This is a genomic window from Streptomyces sp. NPDC048197 (assembly GCF_043202395.1).
GTDB classification, from domain to species: domain Bacteria; phylum Actinomycetota; class Actinomycetes; order Streptomycetales; family Streptomycetaceae; genus Streptomyces; species Streptomyces siderophoricus.
Genome location: NZ_JBIDAJ010000004.1, coordinates 107885 through 126835, shown reverse-complemented (window position 1 = coordinate 126835; position 18951 = coordinate 107885). Strand labels below are relative to the sequence as shown.

Genomic DNA, 18951 nt, shown 5'->3' with positions numbered 1-18951 from the left:
AATCAGACATGATCAGGATCGGCATCATCATCGGCAGCACCCGCCCCGGCCGCAACGGCGACCGGGTGGCCCAATGGGTACGGGACCTGTCAGCCGAACACGCGGGGGACGCAGCCGACTTCGAGGTCGTCGACCTGAACGACTACGCCTTGCCACTGCTGGACGAAGCCGTCCCGGCGGCCAAGGCGCCGGGACGGCAGCCGCACACCCGGCGCTGGGCCGAGCGGATCGGCTCGTACGACGCCTATGTCGTCGTCACCCCGGAATACAACACCGTCCCGCCCGCCGCGCTGACCAACGCCATCGATTACCTCTACGCGGAGTGGGGCGGCAAGCCGGTCGCCTACGTCGGATACGGCGTCTTCGGCGCGGTCATGGCGGTGCAGAAACTGCGTGCCCAGGCGGGCGTGCTGCGGATGGCCGACATCGGGCCGCAGGTGGCGCTGTCGCTGCGCGAGGACTTCGTGGACTTCGCCGACTTCCGGCCGAGGCAGTTGCACACGGCGGAGCTTCACCGGCTGGTCGACGAGCTGCCGGCGTGGGCGCGGGCACTGGCCCCGCTCCGCACGGTTCCCCAGACGGCCTAGCGATCAGGAAGCAGCAGTTGCCATGCGCATCACGATCTTCGGGGCCAATGGCCCCACCGGCCGCCTGCTCACCGGCCAGGCACTCGCCGCCGGACATCGGGTCACCGCGGTCACCCGGCAGCCGCACTCGTTCCCGCTGCAGCACGACCGGCTCGACATTGTCGGTGCCGATGTGCTGGATCCGGTGGCCGTCGACGCCGTCGTGGCGGACCGGGATGCGGTGCTCTCCACACTCGGCGTCCCCGCCGGGAAGGAGCCCATCAGCACCTACTCGCGCGGAGTGACCAATATCGTCGCCGCGATGACCCGGCATCAGGTGCGTCGGCTCACCGTGGTCAGCTCGAGCGGGGTCGATCCGCACCCGTACTCCGACGGCGGCCTGGTGTTCAACCGGGTACTTCTGCCCTACGTGACGCGGGTGCTGGGCAAAACGCTGTACGACGACATGCGGCGGATGGAAGCGCTGGTCCGGGCCAGCGATCTGGACTGGACGATCGTGCGCCCGAGCGGTCTGTTCCACCTGCCGTCGGTCACCGACTACACCCTTGTCGAGGGCCATGCCGACGGCAGGTTCACCGCCCGTGTGGACCTGGCCGCCAGCATGCTGGCCCTGCTGGCCGACGACCGCCACCTGCGCACCACCGTCAGCGTCATCACCACGGCCGACAACCCTGCCCTGCTCCACTGGATCCGCCGCGAAGCACTCGCCAAAAGCTGAGCGGAGGCGTGCTGTTGGGTTCGCAGCCGCTACCGCTGCCACTGCCATTGCCCCGGATCCGCAGCTGTTGGGATTCGGGGCCGGCGGGCTGGTGCCCATCTTCGCCCCGTCCGCGTCGAGTTAGCACCTGATCCACATCTTCCGCCTTAAGCGATGACATGCGCAGGCCGTCGGTATATGGTTCGGCCACTGTCACCCAGGGTGTTGCTCTGGCCAACGGTTAATTCCGGGGCCGGACGCTGCCGTGCCCCAGGGTGCAGTGCCCTACCCCCCTCATAGCTCTGCCCGCGTGCACCGGCCCCGGCCGTACCTGACCGGGGTCGTGCGCGCCGCAGAAAGGCATGCCCATGTCCCGAATAAGGGTCACCAGACCCGCTGCTCTGACCGCGCTGGCAGGCGTAGGAGCCTGTCTGGCAGTCGTCGTCGTGCCGTCCGCCTTCGCGGGCACGACCACCCCGGCCGGCAGCAGCTGCACGATCCGCCCCGCGGCGAAAGGCAGCGAGGCACCGCTCAGTTGCCTGGGCGTCACCGCTTCTCTCGACCACCTGCCTGCTGTCGGCGAGCAGGCCACCCTCACCGTGAACGTCCAGGCACAGGCCCAGGTCAAGCACGCCGGACTGGCCCTCCAACTGCCGCCCTCGATCCGGATGACCGGCGAGGATTCCGGCTTCGCCACACCCACAACGGACACCTTCGGCCAGCGCACCAGCCGGACGCTCGCCCTCACTCCCGGCACCCAGGCCCTCAAGCTCAAGGTCAAGGCCGTCGCCGCCGGTCCCGCCCAGATCCAGGCGGATATCAGCGACATCGACCGTCCCGACCCGCGGCGCGCCGGGCACGACTCGTTGGAACTCACCGTCGGGACGGCCAAGGGCTCCTCCGACAAGGGCGTCTCGGTCACCAAGGCCGACGCGGCCCCGTCCCACGCCCGCGGACCCCGTGCCCGCAAGCCCCGCCCGGTCGCCCCCAAGGGCCTTGCCCCTGCCCCTGTCTCCGGCCGTGCGTCGGCTGCCAAAGCCCCGGCCGCCCCGCGCGCCGCCGCCGCGGCCACCTCCAACGCCCAGGTCTGCGTCAACGGCACCTTCCGCAACCGCTTCCAGTCCGCCGAGGGCGGCAGTTGGAACGGCAAGGCCAACCGGGACGAGCCGGTCAGCAACGTCAACATCACCCTGTGGGGCAAGCCGACCGCCAACAGCGGTACGCAGAAGCTCGCCACGGGAATGACCGGCAACGGCGACGGCAGGTTCAACCTCTGCTACACCCCGAGCACCTCCGTCACCTCCCAGGCCTGGGTGGAGTTCCAGACACAGGCCGGCCGCATGTGGTCGGTGGTCGACGGCAACGGCCGCCTCTACTCCACCGCCACGTACTCGCTGAACAACATCTCGGGCAGCACCAGCCTGGGCAACGTGTACGCCAACGCCGGACAGAGCCGTGCCTGGCACGCCGTCGACACGCTGAACAAGCTGTGGTGGAACCGCGGTGCCACGACCAACTGCTGGACAAGCAGCCAGCAGGACGGCCACTGCACCCCGATCACCGTCCAGTGGTACCCCGGCTCCACCGACGGCACGTACTGGACCACCAACGAGGACAAGATCCACCTTGCGGACAACGACCCCGACTCCGAGCACACCACCATCCACGAGGCGGGCCACGCCCTGATGGGCAAGCTTTACAAGAACTGGTGGCCGAACGTCAGCAACTGCTCGCCGCATTACGTCAATCGCACCTCCTCCACCAGCTGTGGCTGGACCGAGGGCTTCGCCAACGCGGTGGCGTTCCACACCTTCAACGACACCACGTACTACTGGGGCAACGGCAGCTCCATGAACCTCGCCAATGACCGCGCCACGAACGGCATCGACCCGGGCGACGCCTGCGAGGCCCGCGTTGCCACCTCGCTGGTCGACCTGTGGTCCCAGGTCGACGGCGGCTGGACGAAGAGCAACACCATGATGTCCCGGACCTGGCAGTCCAGCTTCCGTGAGTACTTCGTCAACGACCGGCCCGACTACGGTCTGGACAGCGGCTCGACGGCCCGGAACATCCTCTACCGCCACACCATCCAGTACTGAACAGTGCCGAACCCATGAACCCATGGACCGGGCCGAACAGTCGGCCCGGTCCATGCGCGTGTTCCCCCTGACGAACCCCGTGTGCGGGGGAGGGGGCGGTCCCAGGCCCAGACACTTCGGGCTTCCCCACATCGGCCTGGCGTACCGGCCTCCTTCCGCCGTACGGCGGAGGCGCACCGCCCTGTGGTGCGATGTGGTGATACGGAAGCGGGCGGCACGGTGGTGAGCGACCGGGAATCCCCGGCCGGCGGACCCGATGAGGTCCGCCCGACGTCACTTCCGTTGGAGGAAGCCATGCTCCACACCCGCGCCCGCATGCGCCGCCCGTTCCTCGTCGCCGCCACTGCCCTCATCGTCGGCGCGGCGACCGCACTGACACTGGGCACCTCGGGCGCGGCCACCGCGGTCGAAGCCGCCGCCGGAACCCCCGCTGTGACCGGGAACCACGCCGCGCGGCACGTCGTCGACGAACCGCTGCTCAAGGGGTCGGCCAAGCTCAAGCGCCAGCCGGGCGACAACGTGCACTTCTCGATCGACGCCCATGGATTCGCCGACAAGGCACGCGGCACCTTCTACGTGAGCCACCACGTCGGCAAGCAGTGGGGCGGCTACTTCAAGGGGCGCATCGACTGCCTGCTGACCGGCGGCCCGGTCGCCGTCGCCACCGGCATCGTTTCCGAGTCGCATTTCCGGGGCGCACCTGGCATGCCGGAAATCGGCGACCTCAAGGGCAAGCGATTCGGTTTCACCGTGCTGGACGACGGCAAGAAGGACCGCCTGGGCTACAGCTGGGCCGTGGACGGTCTGCCGAAGAACAGCGTCGGCAAGTGCCTGGGCTCCGCCCCCTTCGAGACCCTGGAGAAGGGGGGCTACACGGTCCATCACTGGATGCCGCCGCGCGAGCCCGCCAAGCACTGAAGGTGACGTGCAGCCCGGCCATTGACGGTACGCCGACTTGGCCGGGCCTGCCGCCACGCCATCGGAACGGCGTTCAGCGCACGAAGGCGATCTCCGGGAAACGGCGCGAGGGGCCGTCGAGCAGGTCGCTGTGCTGGTGGCGCAGGTGCTTGTCGAAGAAGGCGGCGACGTAGGTGCGTTGGACCTCGATGGAGCGGTTGGGGTCGATCGTGCCGAGTGCCTGCTGCATTACTTCCGGGGTGATCCCGAATGCGCCCGGCGCCTGGGGGAACAGGACCTGGTTGTCGACGAAGGAGTTGTGCCCGGAGCCGCGCAGCTTCAGGTCGAGCCGCTCGCCGTGCAGGTTTTCCCAGAGCCGCGCCCAGCTCCCGTCGGTGTTGCGGTTGTGGTGCTCGGAACTGAACAGCATGTAGGGGCGGTCGAGCCGCTGGTGTTCCGACCGGCCGAAGAGCTGGCCGTCCAGGTTTACGCCGGCGTCGATCCTGGAGTCCGCGTGCATGGCGGCGGCCACTGATCCGCCGCCGAGGGAAGCGCCGAACATCCCGATGTGTTTCGTGCTCACGGCCTGGGTCAGCCCGTGGGGGAGCGGCTTGTGTTCCACGTCCGGGTTGTGGCCGCGGGCGATCTCGGCCAGCTGGTCGATGACGAAGTGGGTGTCGGCCGCCCGGACGTCGATCAAGTCGCGCGATTTGGTGCCTGGCGGCAGCATGCTCACCTCATGTCGCCCGCCGGGGAACACCACATCGCCGGTGTCGTGGGTGTGGTCGATGGTGACGACCAAGTAGCCGCGGCTGGCCAGGTCCTGAACCAGTGCCGTGCCCGTCGCACGGTTCCCACGCCCGCCGGGCGAGTACAGCAGCACCGGCAGCTTGCCGAGTTTGCGGTCGACCGGGGCGCCGGTGTGCCCGGCAGTGGTGGGCAGGGTCACCCCACCCGGCAGCACCTGCTGGCTGTTGGGGAGGAGTGCGGCGGGATAGCGGGAGGTGTGTGTGGCCGGGTACCACAGCGAGACCATCAGCTCGCGCTGCTGTGTGGGCACCCACGGATCCATGCGTTTCGTGTCGCGCAGGTGGAGGTCGACCGTCCCGACGCCATGGCGCCCGGTCGGGGCGGGAAGGGTCAGCTGGCCCGGAGCCGGCGCCACCTTCAAGGACGCCGCCCGACGCGGGAGTTGCATCATGTCGCCCAAGTCCACCGCATGGCCCCGGGCTTGCTCCGTGTCGTCCAAGGCCACGAGCTGGCCCGGGGATTGCCCCGCGTCGTCCAGGGCCGCCGCCGTGGTCGTGGCTGCACCGGGGGTCTTCTCCGCGGCGGTGGCCGGTGCCACCGCGGCGCCCAGGGCGAGGGTCAGCAGTCCTGTGGTGCCGGCGACCCGGGTGCGCAACCGGCTGTGGCGCCTTCGTGCGTGCTTCATGGGCGGCCCCCTCCATGGTGGTGATCGACACGTGATCAGCGATCGGCTGGCGGTCATCGTATAGGCAGTTTTGCCATGGCCGTGCCAACCCACCGGATAGAGCGACGAGTTATCCCCATGGTGGTCGGCGAGAGGGGCGTTGCCTACGCGTCCAGAAATGCACGGTGGCGGCTTCGGACCCCGTCCGTTGCCGGGCCTCTGCGACCCGCCTTTTCGCGCGGGCTCGTCTGCGCGGGTAACGGTCTCTCGGCGTCCGGGGAGTATGTCCTGAGGTGAGCGGCGTCGAGTGCCGATACGGGACACGCGCGGGAGGAAAGCCCTGGTGCGGCCGGTGGAAGTCGTCGGTGCCCGGCAACTCGCCACCCTCGTGGACCCGTCGCAGCAGCAAAGGTCCGAGCCGGTAGAGGGCCGGCAGGGGTGGCTGTTCCGTCGCCTCGACGTGGCGGCTTGGAGGGTGTTACCCCCGGTCAGAAGGCCTCTTCAGAAAGGGCTGATTCACGCCATCGTCGGATGGCGGCCCTCGGCCCCAGAATTGCGACTGCGTTGCCCGCTGTTTTCACTGAGCGTTTTTGTTACGCGCCAGTTTGTGATCGCGGAGCCTCACCGACCGCCCTCAGCGGGCTCACGGATTCCCCGAGAAGAGGCAGTGACAGGGCAGCCATCAGTTGGTTGCGCGACTGTGTGTGACACGGCGAATGCGGACGGAAAGGTATCGACAATTACCTGGGATGCAGCCGGTGTTGGGAATTGCGCCACGCCGGGACGAGATCCGAGAGGCATAAGCTAACTTTCCCTACGGTGAGTTGAGCGCAGTTCCGGTGGGCCGGTATACAAGGGCCCAGCGCGAAAGCCTTGTGCTTATCCCGTGCTCCCCGTATTGATATTGGGCGAGTCGCCGCACGGCCATCCCCCACGTTCCGAGAGGACGCTGTTCTGCACGCTGTTGCCCGCGCGCCCCGTCCGCACCGCACCCGACGCCGCGCCGACATGCCTCTGCTCGGAGGCGTCCGCCCACCGATCGCCGCATTGCTCTGCGCCCTGCTGGCAGTTGCCGCGTTCACCGCACTCGGTCTCGGTACCGTCCACGAACAGGACGTTCCGCAGGCCTTGCGGGACGCCGAACGCCGGATCGCCGAGGATGCCGCCGACTCGGTCGGGACCGCCATCGACACAAGAGCCGCGGCAGTGCGCCACGCTGCGGCGTCCGACGCGCCCGCCGGCAGCCGCACTCCGGCGGCACTTCTGCGGTCCCTTCTCCCGACCGGGCACCCGGCGGGAGGCGGTGTGCTGCTCGACCCGCACACCGGAAGAGCGCTGGCGGCCAGCGGCGAAACGGTGCCGCTGACCGGGGTGGACGCGCCGGCGCTGATGCGGTCCGGTACTGCCAAAGTCGCGCCCCGACTGGTCCTTTCGAGCCGCGGCGAACCGCGTCTGTTGCTCTTCGCCCGGGTGGCCGCCCCTGCCCCCGGCGCCAAGCAGGACGAGAACAACGACCAGACAGGCGACCAGACAGGCGACCTCAGGGCGGATCAGAACGACGAGGAGCACGAACTCCTCCTCGTCGTCTCGGAAAAGCTCGCTGCGCCGGCGGTGTACGGAGTGGGGCGCACCGGTCAACTGGTGGACCGGAACGGAAAGGTGCTCGCCACCGCCGCCACCCCCGGAACGGCGCCGGCGATCCGAACCGACCACCGTGCTCTCCCGGCTGCTGCGACGAACGCTGCGAACGCCGGTCTCCACACCGGCGACGTCTCCGGCAGCCTGGTCGGTGACGGTCACGACGGGCTGCGCGGAGTCACGGGATGGGCATCGGTCGCCGCGGCGGACGGCAAGGGGGACACCTCCGGCCTGGGGCTGACCGTCCTCACGCTCAGGGAGGTACCCCCGGCGAAGGAGGGAGCCGACCATACGTGGTTCGCCCTCGTGGCCGCCGGTGGGCTGGTGCTGATCGCCGTGCTGGTCACCCTGGTGCTGTGGGGCGGCATGCAGCGTGCGCTGCTGCGGCTGCACCTGTCCGCTGCCCGGCTGGCCCGGGCCGCCAGTCAAATGCCTTTGTCCAACGGGGAGTTGACGCGGCCGGTGCCGGTCGTCGCGTTCGGCGAGCCCGGCAGGGTCGGCCGGGCACTGGAGTCGATACGTTGCCAACTGCTCGGTGAGACGGAACCGGAGCCCGTGCAGCCGGTGCGCCGCCGCCCCGGTGTCCGGGCCCTGGTCCTGGTCTGCGCGCTCGTGATCGCCGCCTGGGGGATGCCGCTGCTGTTCCTGCTCAACCGCGTTCCGGTGGCCGAGGCCGTACCGCAGGCCACCGTCGCCGACCAGCAGGCACGTACCGAGGCCGCCGCCGACCGGGTGCGGCGGTCCCTCGGCCGGAGCTGCACCGACCTCGCGGCGGCGGCGTCAGCCCTCTCGGGTGCGGCCCGCGAGCGGGCGACGGAGGTGCTGCGGCGCGCACACGCCGACCATCCCACGTTCCGGTCGCTGTATGTCGTGGACCGCACCGGAGCCATCGTGCTCCGGGTGGGCAAGCAGCCCCTGCGTACCCTCGACCACGCGCCGACCGGCGAGGGAATCGCCCAGGTCAACACGTCGGGCCCGATCCCCGCGATCGCCGCCTACGCCCAGGTCCCGGCGACCCGGAAGCCCAAGGACGCCAAGGGCGCCGGGGACGCCGCCCCGGCCGTCGTCGTCGCCGAGATCGGCGTGAACGCGCTGAACTCCCTGGTCGCACGCGACGGGCTCGGCAGTGTGTGGCTGACCGACGACCGGCACCGGGTGCTCGCGGCGAGCGTCGGCTTTCAAGCCTTCCAAGCTCTTCCCCACCGGGGCCTCACCCGACTGGTGGCCAGGACCGAGGCGGCACCCGGCAGCACCGGCACCCCGGCATCGGCCGTACTGCGCGCGGGGGCGGCCCCGGGCGAGGGTCCGTCGGTGGCGGCCGCCGCGCCACTGGCACAGAAGGGGCCGATCGCCGGACTCGGCTGGCGGGTGGTCTCCGCCGAGCCCGCCGCAGCGCTCAAACTGGCGGCGTTCCAACTGCAGGCGCGCACCATGCTGGCCGGTCTGCTCGCACTGTCCGTGGGGATCGCCTGCCTGGGCTGGCTGCACATCGTGGTGGTCAGGCCGCTGCGCGCCGTCACCAGATGCGCGGAGCAACTGGCCGGCGGTGACCGTCGCACCGTGCTGTACCCGGTCCACCACGACGAGTGCGGCTCGGTCACCCGCAGCCTGGAACTGCTCAGGCAGGCGCTGGTGGACCGGGACCGCGGTGGCGGAAGTGCATATGTGGCCACTGTCCCTGCCCCCTCGTTCCAGCGCGGCGGCCCGCCGCAGCAGTGAAGGACCAACTGACGTGCTTTTCCTCTATGTTGTGCTGCTGTTGAGCTGTGCCGTGCTGCTGGTCGCCGGCGTGCTGGAGCAGCGGCGTCACTACGCCGCGCTGGCGCAGGTGCCCACTCGGGTGCTGGTCAACGGCATCCGCGGCAAGAGCTCGATCACCCGGCTGTGCGCGGGCGCGCTGCGCGGCGGCGGACTGGTCACCGTGGCCAAGACCACGGGCACCGCTGCCCGGTTCATCCATCCGGATGCCACCGAGGAGCCGGTGTACCGCAAGTTGGGCATCGCCAACGTCGTCGAGCAGATCGGCATCGTCCGGCGCGCGGCGGCCTACCGGCCGGACGCTCTGGTGATCGAGTGCATGGCGGTGATGCCTGCACTTCAGGAGATCAACCAGGAGAAGCTGATCCGCTCCACCATCGGCGTGCTGTGCAACGTGCGTGAGGACCACCTCGCCGAAATGGGGCCGACGTTGGACGATGTGGCGCGTTCGCTGTCCCGTTCGATGCCGGTCGGAGGGGTCTGTGTCACCGCCGAGCAGGAGCGACTGCACATCCTCCAGGAGGAGGCGGACAAACGGAGCTGCCGCCTGATCGTGGTGGATCCGGAGTCGGTCACGGATGAGGAGCTCCGCGGGTTCAGCTGGTTCACGTTCAAGGAGAACGTCGCCATCGCGCTGGCCGTGGCCCAACTGCTCGGCGTGGACCGGGCCACCGCACTGCGCGGGATGTGGGACGCGCCGCCGGACCCCGGCGTGCTCTCCGTCGAGCGCTACCGCACCCCGGACGGCAAACGGCTGCGCTTCGCCAATGTCTTCGCCGCCAACGATCCCGCCTCGACCTTGATGAACGTCCGTCAGCTGGAGGAACTCGGCGCGATCCGCCGCCCGCTGAACGTGGTCATCAACTGCCGACCCGACCGGATCGAACGCAATGGGCAGATGGGAGCGATCATCCCCGATTTGGACCCGGAGACGGTCCTGCTCATCGGGCATCGGACCAAGAGTGCCCGCGACGGCATCCCGCCGGGCTGGTCTTCGGGTCGGGTGGTGGACCTCGGCGGCGACCGGCGCGACGCACCGGAACTGACCCGCGCCATTCTCGCCGAACTGGGCCCGGATTCCTCGCTGGTGGCCATCGGCAACATCCACGGCCAGGGCGAACTGTTCCTGGAGCACCTCGGCAAGCTGCCCGCTGACGACGCCGACGACGAGCCGCTTCCGGTCGCGCCCCCGCCCGAGCCGCAGCCGTACCGCTGGGTGGCGTCGCTGAACCGCCCCAGGTCCGGCACGCATCTCCCGAGCCCCGCCGCCCACGCCGACGCCCTGTCCCGGCCGACAAGGAACTCCCTGTGATCCCCGTCAACGTCACTCCGCAGACCATCGCGCTGGGGATAGCCCTCGGACTGGTCTTCTCGCTGGTCTGCTATCTGACCACCAACCTCTCTCCCGGCGGCATGATCACCCCCGGCTGGCTGGCGCTGACCCTCGTCACCGATGTCGTCCGGGCCGCCATGGTGATCGGCGTCACCGCGCTCACCTTCCTCGCGACCAAGCTCCTGCAACGCCATGTGATCCTGTACGGGAAGCGGCTGTTCGCCGCCGTGGTGCTGTCCGCGGTGCTGCTCCAGACCACCGTGCTGCTCGCGCTCCAGCACGAGTTCCCGCTCCTTTACACCGCCCAGACACTGGGCTTCATCGTGCCCGGCCTCATCGCGTATCAGCTGGTCCGCCAACCGCTGGCCGCCACCGTGATCTCCACGACGGCAGTGACTCTCAGCACGTATGTGGTGCTCGTCGCCGGATTGCTGCTGGGGGCACTGCCCGTCGGCTGAGCTCGCCGTACCGCCACCCGTGCAGGCGACGAACGATCACTGTGCCCCTTGCCCGACCTCCCCTGAGAGACCCGCCATGGCCACCACCGCCCTCACCCGGAACCCCGCCGGCCGCCGCCGGCGCGCTTCCCGAGGCCGTCAACTTCCTTTCGCACCACGGGAGTTGCCCGCCCTCCTGCTCATCCTGGCCACCGCCGCGGTGCTCTACGCCTGGGGCATCGACCAAGCCGGGGTACACCCGTACTACAGCGCGGCCGCGCGGTCGATGGCGGCGGACTGGCACGCCTTCGTCTTCGGCGGGCTGGACCCGAGCGGCTCGATCACCGTGGACAAGCTCCCCGGTGCGCTGTGGCCGCAGGCCCTCTCCATCAAGGTCTTCGGGCCGCACAACTGGGCGGTGGTGCTGCCGCAGGTCGTGGAAGGCGTACTGGCCGTCTGGGTGCTGCACAGGATCGTCCGTGCCTGGGCCGGCCCATGGGCAGGGCTGCTCGCCGCCCTGGTACTCACCCTCACCCCGGTCACCGTCGTACTCGACCGGCACACCATCCCCGACACCCTGCTCGTCCTGCTGCTGCTCCTCGCCGCGGGATCGCTGCAGAAGGCCGTCACCAGCGGAAAGCTGCTGCCGCTGATCGCCTGCGGGACATGGGTGGGACTGGCCTTCCAGGCCAAGATGCTCCAGGCCTGGCTCGTCCTGCCGGTCTTCGCCGCGGTGTACCAGATGGCAGCGCCCGGCTCACGGTGGAACCGGGCCCGGCGGCTGCTGCTCGCCGGGGCCACCGCACTCCTGGTCTCCTGTGCCTGGCTGCTGCTGGTGTGGGCGACCCCCGCACCGAACCGTCCCTACATCGACGGGACCACCAACAACAACCCCTTCACCCTGGTCTTCGGCTACAACGGGCTGAGCCGCTTCGGCCACGACCCGAACGCACTGGGCGCCGTCGCCGGCACCGCGGCCAGCCGCACCACCGACAACACCGGTTGGACCATGCTGGTCAACCAGAGCGTGGGCCCGCAGATCGCCTGGCTCCTGCCGCTCGCCGTACTGGCCTTGGCGCTCGGAGTGTGGTGGCGCCACGGACAGCCGCGCACCGACGGGCCGCGGACAGGCTTCCTCCTCTGGGGAGGCTGGCTGGTGGTACACGTCGTGGTCTTCAGCAATTCCAACGGCAATCACGGCTACTACACCGCCGTAGTGGCCCCGGCGCTCGCCGCGCTGACCGGTGGCGGAGTCGCCCTCTTCTGGGCCGAGTACCGCGCCGGTGGCCGACGTCGGGCGGCGCTGCCCCTCGCCCTCGGGCTCACGGCGCTGTGGGCCGTGGCCTTGGAAGGCCCGCACAGCGATTTCGCCCCCTGGCTGCTGCCGATGGTGCTGATGCTCGGTCTGTGCGGGACCGTCGGCCTGTGCACCCGTGGACCACGCACTCCGCGACGGGCGGTGCACGGTGCCCTGGCCGCCTCCCTGGCGGCCGTACTGCTCGCCCCGGCGGTCTGGGCCACCTCCAGCCTGGACCCGCGCTATGCCGGCTCACCGCTGTCGCCGCTGGCCGGACCGGTGGGACCCGACTACCGCGCCGGGCCCCACCCCCATCGGGCCACGTTCCGGCGCTACCCCTTGAGTACGCCGTCCGCGCGGGACGCCGCGCTGCTGAACTACCTCTCCGCGCACCGCGCCGGGGAGAAGTACCTGCTCGCCACCCAGGCCGCCTACGGTGCCGAGCCCCTGCTGCGCGCCACCTCCCAACCCATCCTCGTGATGGGCGGCTTCACCGGCCTGACCCCCTACCCGGCCGCACGACAGCTCAGCGCCCTGGTCTCCACCCACCAACTGCGCTACGCCCTGCTGACCACACGCCGCCCGCCCACCCCGGCCTCGGCCTGGGTGAAGAAAAACTGCACCCCCCTCCGCCCCCGCACCTACGGCCGCACCTCGGACGGCAGCTTCACCCTCTACGACTGCGCCCGACCAGCCAACTGAACGCTTCCTGCGGGCCGCGCCGCGAAATGACACCGCCGCCGACACGAGGAACAGACCTGTACGGACCCATACGGCCCAGTACGGACGCTGTCTGAGCCGGCGCAGTGCCGCTGACCAGCACCTTTGTGCCGACCGGCGAGCGAGCGCCTTCTGAGGTAGTTTTTTGTTAAATCGCCTTTATCCCGCCTGCCCCGCTCGTCAGCGGGCGGGGAGGCGCGCAAGGAGGTGCGCACCATGCGCACACAACACATCAAGCGCTCACTGGCGGCCGCTGCCGCCGGCGCCCTGCTGGCCGGCGGCGCAGCCATCGGAACGGCCGGCACCGCGACGGCCGCACCGACCGCAGCCCCGACGACCGCGGCGAGCCAGCACGCCAAGTGCGTCTGGCACAAGGGCTACTGGATCAAGCACTGGCAGAAGGGACACTGGGAGTACCGGTGGCACAACGGGCACTGGAGCAAGTACTGGAAGCCCGGCCACTGGGTGAAGGTCTGGCACAGCGGCTACTACATCTGTAAGCGGTGAGCCGGCCGGCTCACGCCTGACCCGCCTGACCTCTGACGGCGCCGCCCGCGGCGATCCGCGCGAGCGGGCGGCAGGAGGTCAGTCCCACGACGGGTGCGGTGCCACAGCCCCTGACCGCAGCTCGCGTGCCGCCAGCGCCCAGCTGAGCTCAACGGTCGTGTCAGGTGAGTCGAGGTGGACGCCGGTCAGTTCCTCGAAGCGTCGGAGACGGTAGCGGACTGTGTTGGCATGGACGTGCAAGATCTGCGCGACCTCACCGAAACGCCGCCCCGTCTCCAGGTACAGGCGCACCGACTCCTCGATGAGCGTGCCGAACTCCCCTTCCGCCTCAAGTGGTTGCAGATAGCGGGCGAGGAGCATTCTGGAGAGTTCCGGCTCGGCGACGACCGCTGCTCGCCAGGACAGATCGCCCAGGTCGTAGACGCCGCTCAGGCCGTAGGCACCGGCCGCATCCAGCAAGCGGCCGGCGGTGCGGAACGACCGGTGGACCTCACCCAGTTCCGTCGGCGGGCCGAGCCCCGCGGTCACCTCCAGTTCGCCGATGACGGGTCTGCCCTCCACGACTCCCGCGATCGTCCCGTCCAGCACGGCGAGCATCGCGGTGCGGCCGTGCGGACGGCACAGCGTCCCCAATGCCTGCTCCAGCCGGTCAAGGCCAAGACGGCCGCTCGGCAAGGCTCGGACGGCCCGGTAGCGCTGCGACGGGTCCAGCCCGTAGATCGCGGCACCGCTGCGGATCTCCACCGTGCTGAGCGTCCCGTACAGCAGGCCGCGCAGGAAGTCCGCGCGGCGACGGGCGTCGAACAGGGCCGCGGTGACTTCTGCCTGGCGATGCACCGAGGCGATCTGCAGGCTTTCGGTGTCGGCGAGCTCCCACAGGGCCTTGGTGCGCTCCACAATCAGGAGGGGGTCGAGTCCGTGACGGGCCGCTTCCGAGAGGAACAGATCGCGTAAGGCTCCCAGTGCCCCTCTGAAGGCGCGCAGTCCGTCGTCGAGCGGCACCCCGCGGGCCGCCCGGTCCCGGGCCACCTCCGCCTCGTCGAGCTTCTCGGCCGCGGGCACCCGGCCGTCGCGCAGCACTGCGAGCGCCCGCCTGAAGTGCCGTGCCCACACCTCCTTGAGCAGTTCGCGAGGTACGGCGCGGTAGGACGGAATGCGGTCGGTCAGGCTCGTGTGCAACCGATCGCCGACCTCGTCCGCCTGGGCCCGCATGGCGTCGATCACCGCCTCCAGGGCCTCTTCGGCGGCCTGCTCTCCAGCCATGGACCTCACCTCTGACCTCGCGCGGGCGTTGTAGCGGCGAACAATATGCCTCCCGTCCACCTTTGCCGAAGAGCCATCGACAGGGCACCCGCGGGACGCGCACAGTGACGGGACCAGCGGGACAGCGCGTCGGCGGGCGGAACGTGGTGCCGCAGGCAAGGGAGATGCTGTGGTCGCCACCCAGCAGATGACGGAAGAGGTACGCAAGACCCGCCGGGAACGGTCACTTTCCTGAAACCAACAGTATGGAGGTTGCGATGACCACGAATGACGACTCGTCGCGCGGTGATGCCGTCGGGCCCGGACCCCGCCTCGCCCCCCTGGCCGAGGACGACTGGGACTCCCGGACCCGCCAACTGCTCTCCCTGATCGCACGGGATGCCGGAGGCCGGGTCCCCAACGTCTTCACCACCCTCGTCCGCCACCCCGATCTCTACGAGCGGTTCATGCCCTTCGGCGGCTATCTGCTGCGCAGCGGCCGGCTGCCGGGCCGGATGCGTGAACTGCTGATCCTGCGTACCGCGTGTCTCACCCGGGCCTCGTACGAATGGGGGCGGCACGTCCCGCTGGCGAAGGCGGCCGGCGTCACCGAGGAGGAGATCGAGCGCATTCCCCAAGGGCCGGACGCCGACGGATGGGCGGACCTCGAAAGCCACCTGTTGCGCGCCGCCGATGAACTCCACCGCGAAGCCCGGCTCTCCGACACCACCTGGGCGGCCCTCTCCGCCCACTATGACGATGCCGACCTGGTCGAAATCACCATGCTCGTAGGTCAGTACCACATGGTGGCGTTCTTGTTGAACTCGGCCGGCACCGAACTCGATCCGGGTTTCGACCAGGCAGGCTTCCCGGCATCCGCAGAGGACACCACGGCGACCTCGACCTCGACCTTGACCTCGACCCCGACACGCTCCGCCGAAGGGGCATGAGGACATGAGCGACGTGCAGCAGCCACACACCACTGCCGCTCGCCGCCTGACCGGCCGCAAGGTGCTGGTCATCGGCGCGGGCACCCGGCCCAGCGACGACCCGGAAGCTCCCGTGGGCAACGGCCGGGCCATAGCGGTCCTCGCCGCACGCGAGGGCGCGGCCGTCGCCTGCGCCGACATCTCCGCCGACACCGCCGCGGCCACCGCCGGACTCGCCTGCGCGGAGGGCGCCGACTCCCTCGCCCTCGTGGGAGACGCCACGGACCCGACCCAGGCCGCCACGATGATCGCCGAGGCCCGCCGCCGCCTCGGCGGACTGGACGCCATGGTGGTCAACGTCGGCATCGGCCTGGGCTCCGGGCTGGCGAACACCTCGCCCCAGGAGTGGGAACGCGTGATGTCGCTCAACCTGGATGCTCCCTTCCTGGCCGCCAAGTACGGCCTGCCCGAACTCGCCGACGGCGGCGCGATCGTCCTGATCGGCTCGGTCGCCGGACTGCGTGCGGCCACCGGCTCCCCTGCGTACGACAGTTCCAAGGCGGCGCTGTTCGGCCTCGTCCGGCATATCGCCAAAGAAGGCGCACCACGCGTCATCCGCGCCAATCTCGTCGTCCCCGGTCTGATCGACACTCCGATGGGCCGGGGCGCCTCCGCGCGACGGCCCTCAAGGACCACCTCGTTCGAACGGATCCCGCTCGGCCGCCAGGGCACCGCCTGGGAAGTGGCCGAGGCCGTCACCTTCCTGCTCTCCGACCGGGCCTCCTACATCACGGGGCAGAGCTTGGTGGTGGACGGTGGGCTGAGCGCGGTCTGAGGTGGGGGAGTGGGGCGGCCGCCGTTGCAGTCAAGAGTCAGGAGTCAGGAGTCAGGAGTCAGCGAGGCATGTGTTGCCCGAGCTCCCGTGCCTTCTCGCGCAGCCCCGCCCCCCAGGCTCGCCCCTCGGCCGGCAAGGACATTCCCGTAACGGCGGAAGCCTGCACATCTTCCCGTGCGCCTTCCGGGCCGGATCCCAGCTGCGCCCAGTCCACCCCTATCCCGGCACGTTCTGCAAGGACCAGCACGGTGGCGGTGAAGCCTTCACAGAGCGCGAGCACGATGGCATGGCTCGCCCTTCGGTGCTGTCTCAGGAGCGCATTGACGAAGGTCTCGAAGGTTGCCGGGTCGATCTCGCACGCGTCGTTCTCCATCGGCCCAATACCCGACGACAGTCCCAGCTCTGCCTCAAACGCCTCTACTTGACGTTGAAACATACGGGAGGCTCCGTTGGAGGGGTTCCACAGGGTTTCCTCGCCCAGATCGAAGTACTGGCTCATCGTGGCACCTTTCGGGTGATCGTGCGCAGGCAAGCGCATCCAAGTGCCCTTGCTACTGGCAATGCGCCTCGGCGAGGGCGGTTCTGATCGCTGCCACCAGCATGAGCCACTGCTCGCGAACAGGAAGACAGGCCATCCCGTCGAGGTCTTCCTTGAGAACGGGCGGCGCAGCATGGGAAGGATCGCGGGAACGTTCGCTTGGACGGTCGCGGGGAGGGGTGCGGCGGACGACCCTGAAGGTGCTCTTGACCAAGCCGTACTGGTACTGGACCTCGGCGATATCGGCGAGGGGAATCGTGTTCGTCCTACCTCGCTTTGCCCGAGGAGCGGTGTCACCGAAGGAGAGCCGCACCTTCTCCCCGTCGAAGTACGCCCAACCATGGGTGCCTTCGGCGACGTACGGTGGCGTGCCGGAGCGAACCAACGCAGGGGCACATGCACAGGTCCGTGCGTGGGTCGGTTCGTGGGTCTGTGCCTGGTTCTGCGAGTGGACGCGGATGCTCGACGTCTTGCCCGCCGCCTCGATGCGTCCGCTGATCTGCTCGGCGACAGCCTCAGCCTGTTTCTGGTCGCCCGGCTTGATGAGCAGGGTGTTCAGGCCCTCCCAATCGGTAGCGGGATCCACCGAAGGCTTGAGGAGGTCAGCCTCCTCACGCACCACGAGGCGCAGTGACTGTTGTCCAATGGGCGAGGCGAGGTCCAACTCGACCCCCGTCAGGGTCGAATACGGGTAGCTGCGGCTCCCCAGCGCCGCCCTCAGACGCCCCACCTCCTTACCGCCATACGCGAACTCCACGCGGTCCTCGTAGGCCGCGACCTTCCCGTCGAATCCACGGACCACGGCGGGCACCCCGGTGACGGCACCGGTACACGGGTCCGGCACGTTGACCGAGAGGGGCGCCGGGGAGCCACCGGCAGCATTCTCGGAATCCTTGAAATGACACGGCCAGAGGCTGCCGGACGGCCGAGTCGGACCGTCGGCCAGTTCTGCGTGCCAACGGTCGATGACCCGCCTGCGCAGGGACGTCTCCAGAGCGGACCTGTGTGACCAGACCGTCTGGAAGACTAGGGGTTCGAGGGTCGGTGTTCCGTCCGTATCGAAGCGGACCGCCGCCCGGATGGTCCTCCTGTCGTACAGCGACAGCATCGTGGGCCATTCCGGCAGCTCGCTGTGGGGGAAGTGACCACGCAGCCGCGCCCGGAGCCGGAATCTCTCGTAGTGGTGACCGTCCCCGCAGACGACGATCAGCAGCCGCTGCAGCGGCAGGTCCGCCAGTACGTGTGCGTACTCCCAGTCCAACCCGTCCGAGTCGCCGGTGGTGATGACCACGAGCGATGCCGTGTGGATGAGTTCACCGGCGATCCTCTTCCACCCGCTGTCGCGCCGGCGGTAGTAGATGCGCTGCGCACCGAGCTGGGGAAACCGGTCCGTGGGGTCGCCGATGGCGATGACGGGTGCGACTTCGGACAGCGCCCTCACCAGCAGTTCTTCCTCACCCAGCTTCGGCATCCCCAGAAGGGTCAACGGACCGTGCGGCAGCAAGTCGCGGGTGCGAGGGTCCACGTCGAACCCGCGCAAGTAGAGGATGAACGGCTCCTGCGGGACAACCAGGTCAGTGGAGGCGGCCAGTTCCGTCACATTCCAGGCACTGGCCAGTTGCCGTCCCCGTTGACGCACCCGGAATCCCACACCCACAAGTGCCGCGCAGGGATACGTCAACCAGGCATGGCCATCGAATCCGTAAACGATGCCCAGCAACGACAACAGCGTGACGATCGACCCGACGGCGACGAACACCCCTGCTCTCATCGGGCACCTCGGGTGCGGGACGTGCCTGCTGCTCCGAGACCCAGCACCGTACGCGCGCGGAAGACCCCCGGCTGCGTGCGATTGGCGGCCTGGGACCAGACGCTCTGCTGATTCCGGACCTTTGGCAGCACGGACCCGTCGCCATAGACCACCGTCTGAGTTTGCCCGACTCTCGGTCTCAGGGGCAGAGGGCCACCGGAGCCGTCGAGGAGACCAGGCCATGTCCCGCCATACTCTGGCGGGATGGTGTGG

The 18951-nt window shown here is 69.4% G+C and carries 15 protein-coding genes; 11 read left to right on the top strand and 4 right to left on the bottom strand.

What is annotated here, in order from left to right; genetic code table 11:
• The first annotated feature begins 8 nt into the window (after positions 1-8).
• The 4 genes from ACGF4C_RS07670 to ACGF4C_RS07655 all read left to right on the top strand — a co-directional run bounded on the left by ACGF4C_RS07670 (position 9) and on the right by ACGF4C_RS07655 (position 4301).
• Complete coding sequence (locus ACGF4C_RS07670; protein ID WP_393564127.1) at positions 9-587, top strand: NADPH-dependent FMN reductase; 579 nt, start codon at positions 9-11, stop codon at positions 585-587.
• 22 nt (positions 588-609) lie between these two features.
• Positions 610-1305 carry an NAD(P)-dependent oxidoreductase gene (locus ACGF4C_RS07665; RefSeq protein ID WP_393564125.1) on the top strand — a complete coding sequence of 232 codons (696 nt, stop codon included), beginning with the start codon at positions 610-612 and terminating at the stop codon, positions 1303-1305.
• A gap of 347 nt (positions 1306-1652) precedes the next feature.
• Complete coding sequence (locus tag ACGF4C_RS07660) at positions 1653-3383, top strand: mycolysin (RefSeq protein WP_393564123.1); 1731 nt, start codon at positions 1653-1655, stop codon at positions 3381-3383.
• A 294-nt stretch (positions 3384-3677) separates the two neighbouring features.
• On the top strand, positions 3678-4301 hold the full coding sequence (locus tag ACGF4C_RS07655; protein WP_393564121.1) for a hypothetical protein: 624 nt from the start codon (positions 3678-3680) through the stop codon (positions 4299-4301).
• A 73-nt stretch (positions 4302-4374) separates the two neighbouring features.
• Here the strand turns inward: ACGF4C_RS07655 and ACGF4C_RS07650 are convergent, their stop codons facing one another.
• Entirely contained in the window at positions 4375-5715 is a 1341-nt protein-coding gene (locus ACGF4C_RS07650; protein WP_393564119.1) for an alpha/beta hydrolase family protein, read from the bottom strand.
• 987 nt (positions 5716-6702) lie between these two features.
• On the opposite strand from ACGF4C_RS07650, the gene ACGF4C_RS07645 reads away from it, so the two are divergent.
• From ACGF4C_RS07645 to ACGF4C_RS07625, 5 genes are all read left to right on the top strand, one after another.
• Positions 6703-9051 carry a HAMP domain-containing protein gene (locus tag ACGF4C_RS07645; protein WP_393564118.1) on the top strand — a complete coding sequence of 783 codons (2349 nt, stop codon included), beginning with the start codon at positions 6703-6705 and terminating at the stop codon, positions 9049-9051.
• A 13-nt stretch (positions 9052-9064) separates the two neighbouring features.
• The gene (pgsB, locus tag ACGF4C_RS07640; protein WP_393564116.1) at positions 9065-10402 is read left to right on the top strand and encodes a poly-gamma-glutamate synthase PgsB; all 1338 of its coding nucleotides are present in this window, start codon (positions 9065-9067) and stop codon (positions 10400-10402) included.
• A complete protein-coding gene (locus ACGF4C_RS07635) occupies positions 10399-10881 on the top strand; it encodes a poly-gamma-glutamate biosynthesis protein PgsC/CapC (protein ID WP_030410105.1) in 483 nt (160 codons plus the stop codon). Before pgsB ends, ACGF4C_RS07635 begins: the two co-directional genes overlap by 4 nt.
• A gap of 76 nt (positions 10882-10957) precedes the next feature.
• Positions 10958-12859, top strand: coding sequence for an ArnT family glycosyltransferase (locus ACGF4C_RS07630; protein ID WP_393564114.1), 1902 nt, complete (start codon positions 10958-10960; stop codon positions 12857-12859).
• Between the two features lie 234 nt (positions 12860-13093).
• Positions 13094-13384 carry a hypothetical protein gene (locus ACGF4C_RS07625; protein ID WP_201806460.1) on the top strand — a complete coding sequence of 97 codons (291 nt, stop codon included), beginning with the start codon at positions 13094-13096 and terminating at the stop codon, positions 13382-13384.
• A gap of 78 nt (positions 13385-13462) precedes the next feature.
• On the opposite strand, the gene ACGF4C_RS07620 is transcribed toward ACGF4C_RS07625, so the two are convergent.
• Complete coding sequence (locus ACGF4C_RS07620) at positions 13463-14647, bottom strand: PucR family transcriptional regulator (RefSeq protein WP_393564111.1); 1185 nt, start codon at positions 14645-14647, stop codon at positions 13463-13465.
• A gap of 257 nt (positions 14648-14904) precedes the next feature.
• Between ACGF4C_RS07620 and ACGF4C_RS07615 the strand changes: the two genes are divergently transcribed.
• Both ACGF4C_RS07615 and ACGF4C_RS07610 read left to right on the top strand, forming a co-directional pair.
• Positions 14905-15576: a carboxymuconolactone decarboxylase family protein gene (locus ACGF4C_RS07615; protein ID WP_393564109.1), complete on the top strand. Its 672-nt coding sequence runs from the start codon at positions 14905-14907 to the stop codon at positions 15574-15576.
• Between the two features lie 4 nt (positions 15577-15580).
• The gene (locus tag ACGF4C_RS07610) at positions 15581-16390 is read left to right on the top strand and encodes an SDR family NAD(P)-dependent oxidoreductase (RefSeq protein ID WP_393564107.1); all 810 of its coding nucleotides are present in this window, start codon (positions 15581-15583) and stop codon (positions 16388-16390) included.
• A gap of 58 nt (positions 16391-16448) precedes the next feature.
• On the opposite strand, the gene ACGF4C_RS07605 is transcribed toward ACGF4C_RS07610, so the two are convergent.
• Together ACGF4C_RS07605 and ACGF4C_RS07600 are read right to left on the bottom strand one after the other, a co-directional pair.
• On the bottom strand, positions 16449-16889 hold the full coding sequence (locus ACGF4C_RS07605; protein ID WP_393564106.1) for a DUF6086 family protein: 441 nt from the start codon (positions 16887-16889) through the stop codon (positions 16449-16451).
• Positions 16890-16941: 52 nt separating this feature from the next.
• Complete coding sequence (locus tag ACGF4C_RS07600) at positions 16942-18687, bottom strand: DUF4429 domain-containing protein (RefSeq protein ID WP_393564104.1); 1746 nt, start codon at positions 18685-18687, stop codon at positions 16942-16944.
• Positions 18688-18951 lie beyond the last annotated feature (264 nt).

Bases quoted from the DNA above. Each gene is read 5' to 3' on its own strand.
- ACGF4C_RS07670 (WP_393564127.1), top strand. From the start codon at position 9: ATGATCAGGATCGGCATCATCATCGGCAGCACCCGCCCCGGCCGCAAC.
- ACGF4C_RS07665 (WP_393564125.1), top strand. From the start codon at position 610: ATGCGCATCACGATCTTCGGGGCCAATGGCCCCACCGGCCGCCTGCTC.
- ACGF4C_RS07660 (WP_393564123.1), top strand. From the start codon at position 1,653: ATGTCCCGAATAAGGGTCACCAGACCCGCTGCTCTGACCGCGCTGGCA.
- ACGF4C_RS07655 (WP_393564121.1), top strand. From the start codon at position 3,678: ATGCTCCACACCCGCGCCCGCATGCGCCGCCCGTTCCTCGTCGCCGCC.
- ACGF4C_RS07650 (WP_393564119.1), bottom strand. From the start codon at position 5,715: ATGAAGCACGCACGAAGGCGCCACAGCCGGTTGCGCACCCGGGTCGCC.
- ACGF4C_RS07645 (WP_393564118.1), top strand. From the start codon at position 6,703: ATGCCTCTGCTCGGAGGCGTCCGCCCACCGATCGCCGCATTGCTCTGC.
- ACGF4C_RS07630 (WP_393564114.1), top strand. From the start codon at position 10,958: ATGGCCACCACCGCCCTCACCCGGAACCCCGCCGGCCGCCGCCGGCGC.
- ACGF4C_RS07625 (WP_201806460.1), top strand. From the start codon at position 13,094: ATGCGCACACAACACATCAAGCGCTCACTGGCGGCCGCTGCCGCCGGC.
- ACGF4C_RS07620 (WP_393564111.1), bottom strand. From the start codon at position 14,647: ATGGCTGGAGAGCAGGCCGCCGAAGAGGCCCTGGAGGCGGTGATCGAC.
- ACGF4C_RS07615 (WP_393564109.1), top strand. From the start codon at position 14,905: ATGACCACGAATGACGACTCGTCGCGCGGTGATGCCGTCGGGCCCGGA.
- ACGF4C_RS07610 (WP_393564107.1), top strand. From the start codon at position 15,581: ATGAGCGACGTGCAGCAGCCACACACCACTGCCGCTCGCCGCCTGACC.
- ACGF4C_RS07605 (WP_393564106.1), bottom strand. From the start codon at position 16,889: ATGAGCCAGTACTTCGATCTGGGCGAGGAAACCCTGTGGAACCCCTCC.